We start from the raw sequence: 2,840 nt of genomic DNA on the forward strand, positions 1-2,840 counted from the left end.
CCTGCCCCCGCAACCAAAAATATCAAAGAATACAGCATCTTAAAAGCCTCCCTCGCGGGAGGCTTTCTGCGTTGCACGCCCGTGTCAACACTGTGTCAACAAAACCCCGGCGGCCCGTGTCAACGCATGGCGCCGAGTCGCACAGCATTCTCCGCTTGATCGAGACGCGCCCGCGAGCCTGATGGTCCCCGACACCACCACGGGAGGCCACCCCATGCCGAAGACCAACGACGCCGCGCTCGCCGCCTTCATCGCGCGCAAGGCCGAGATCGACGCTGCCATCGACCGCATCCGCGCCGCCAGCGAGGACCGCTTCTTCGCCAGCCCCGAGGACGTGAACTGGGGCCATGTCACGGCCCTCGCTGACCACGCTGTGCTGTTGAACCGCATCACGGATGCGATCTACGCTGAGGGGGAACACGCCCCACGGCGCGGCGCCGAAGCATGATGGGCCCTCAAGGACGCTGCACATCGCGAAACAGCCCGACCAGCCCCTCGGCAAAAGGATCGAGCTCCGCGGCACGGTCCTTCGCCCAATCAAGCCACTCGGTGGTCGTCTTCTCCCCGATGGCATGATTCCCTTCGGATGCCAGCCGCGCTTCAAGCTCGGCGATGAACGCATCGAGAAGCTGCTTCTCCTTCCAGTTCGTCGCCGCAGACCGGAAGCGACTCCAGCGCGCGTCATCGATCTCCTTGAGCCGTCGCAACTCCCACCGGCGCCGCTCCGCCTCCTGATAGCGACGACGGTCCTCCTCGCGTTTGCGCTCCCACTCGATCAGGCGTGGAACGCTCGCCACGACCGTTTCCACGATTGCCGGGATCAACTGCGAGAACGGCTTCCTCGGGCTCTCGATCCACTGCGGCTGCTCGCCCGGAAGCCATGTGCTGATCTGCGCCCTGAGGAATCCCGATGAGGTCAGCCCCGAATTGTGGTGATGCGGATAGGCCGTCCACTTCGCGGCTTCACCTTCCGGTCGCTTGATCGGCCGAGACATCTTCTCCTTCACCATGCACTCCATGTCCCGCCCCCCGACGGTAAAGGTCAGCTTGCCGTGAATGTCGGCCTCCTTGACGCGGCCGCCCGCCGCCTCGATGGCGCGGCAGAGCGAGCTGCTGGCCCGGAAGCGATACAGATCGCGCGGCGTGAGATCGTCCAGGAGGGACTTGCCCCAGGACCAGATGTCGTTCCTCCGTCGCCGGTTCTCCTGCGCGTGCTCCTTTTGCTCGCGCTTATGCTCCGCGATCCACGCCTTGATCTTCGGGTGCAGCCCGTCGAGTGGATCCAGCCCGTCGTCCTTCTCGGTCTCCTTGGCGTCCGGGATGGACGGAGGTTCAGGTGCGCGCGCCTCTACCGATGGCGACACCGCCGAGGGCCTCTTTGGTGCTACGACCGTCGGTCGAGGCGCGCGCGATGTACGAGGGGCGGTCTCCTTGACGGCGACGACTTCTTCCGCGGGCAAGGGCGTAGGCGCAGGGGCCCGGCCCACAGCCTTCTTCTGCCAATATCCCGGAGGCGGATAAGGCACCTGGCGCTTGCCGCAGAGCTTGGCGAGACGCGGGCCGTCGAGACCAAGTTCCGGGCCGACACGATTGAGCGGCCGTTCCCATACGAGCGCATAGAGCTCCTCGCGGGAGAGGTCCTTTGCTGTTCGTGTCGTTCCGCCGTCCATGAAAAGGCCCAAAAGATTCGTCTTCCGGGCCCAGAGTAGGATCGAGGAATGGCAGCCGAAACCGGAAATCCGAACGCGTTGTAGCCGCCGACGCGATTTGCCCGCGCGATCACGCTGCCGCCGTCGCGATTCCATCCAGCCGCACCACGACGCTGGTGACGCCGGTCTCGGCAGCCTCGACCGCGACCCCGATGGGGAAGCGCCCGGTGCCAGGCGCGTTGACCTGCTTCGCGGTGTTGTCCCACGCGACGCGCGCGCCGACGGTCAGCACTGCGGCGCTGGCCTTCGGCATCTGGAACACGCCGGTCGTGGAAAGTTCGACCGGCTCGCCCTCGGCCGAGGAATAGGCGGCGATGCCGAAGATGCTGCCGACGATCAGCGCGTCGCCCGAGGCGATGCCGCCCGCGGGAGTGGGCACGGTGATCAGGTGGCCGTTCTGGATGTAGGTCTTCATGGCTCAGAGCCCTTTCGAGGATTGGATGCGGACGACGGAGACGCGCCCCGCGGCGCCCGCGATCTGCCGGTTGAGGTCCGCGAGCGCGGCGGCCATCTCGGCGTCGCTCGCGTAGGTGATGCGCTTGCCGTCGTATTCGACGGTGCGGACGCCCCGGTAGCGCGCGGCCATCAGGGCGTCCCGCCAGGCGGTGAGCTGGGCGAGGTCGGCCATCACGCGCCTGCGTTCATGAACCAGCCGCGGTGGTCGATGAAGCCCGCCCCGAAATCGAGGATCACCCGGATCTCCACGCCGTCCACGTCCCAACCCGACCGGCTCTCGACCTGCGGACCCTCCGCGCCGGAGAGATAGGCGAACTCGAGACCGTCGATCTCGCCGGGATCGGCGGTGACGTGCCAGCGGGTGGCCGAGGACAGGCGCGGCTCGACCACCAGCGACAGCGACCCCGAGAACGGGTTCACATCCGCGGCGGTGGCAGGCGCGATACTGGCCAACCACTTCTCTGCCGTGGTCTCCAGCGCAGGCGGCACCAGCAGGTTGCGGGGCGTCACGCGGATCGTGCGATCCTCGATACCCTTCTGGATCCGCAGTGCCAGCCGGGCCGCCGAGAGCGTCGCACCCGAAATCACCGCGCCGGTGCCGGCCTTGTTGCCGTGATCGGCGTGGAACAGCGTCTTGCCGTCCGACAGCGTCGGCCCGTTGCCGCTGCCCGCCTC

The 2,840-nt window shown here is 67.0% G+C and carries 5 protein-coding genes; 1 reads left to right on the forward strand and 4 read right to left on the reverse strand.

Annotated features, from left to right (window positions below):
* Window positions 1-214 precede the first annotated feature (214 nt).
* On the forward strand, window positions 215-448 hold the full coding sequence (locus GT358_RS16225; RefSeq protein WP_166583675.1) for a hypothetical protein: 234 nt from the start codon (window positions 215-217) through the stop codon (window positions 446-448).
* Window positions 449-455: 7 nt separating this feature from the next.
* Here the strand turns inward: GT358_RS16225 and GT358_RS16230 are convergent, their stop codons facing one another.
* The 4 genes from GT358_RS16230 to GT358_RS16245 form a co-directional block, all read right to left on the reverse strand.
* Complete coding sequence (locus GT358_RS16230; RefSeq protein ID WP_166583676.1) at window positions 456-1,670, reverse strand: hypothetical protein; 1,215 nt, start codon at window positions 1,668-1,670, stop codon at window positions 456-458.
* A 109-nt stretch (window positions 1,671-1,779) separates the two neighbouring features.
* Window positions 1,780-2,124: a DUF2190 family protein gene (locus GT358_RS16235; RefSeq protein ID WP_166583677.1), complete on the reverse strand. Its 345-nt coding sequence runs from the start codon at window positions 2,122-2,124 to the stop codon at window positions 1,780-1,782.
* Window positions 2,125-2,127: 3 nt separating this feature from the next.
* Window positions 2,128-2,337, reverse strand: a complete 210-nt coding sequence (locus GT358_RS16240; RefSeq protein WP_166583678.1) for a phage head-tail joining protein — start codon at window positions 2,335-2,337, stop codon at window positions 2,128-2,130.
* Window positions 2,337-2,840: Mu-like prophage major head subunit gpT family protein (locus GT358_RS16245; protein ID WP_208103587.1), on the reverse strand; the 504-nt coding region annotated here is incomplete at its 5' end. The genes GT358_RS16240 and GT358_RS16245, both read right to left, overlap by 1 nt.

Origin of the sequence: Rubellimicrobium sp. CFH 75288 (assembly GCF_009904055.1) — a bacterium.
Lineage (GTDB): Bacteria > Pseudomonadota > Alphaproteobacteria > Rhodobacterales > Rhodobacteraceae > Rubellimicrobium.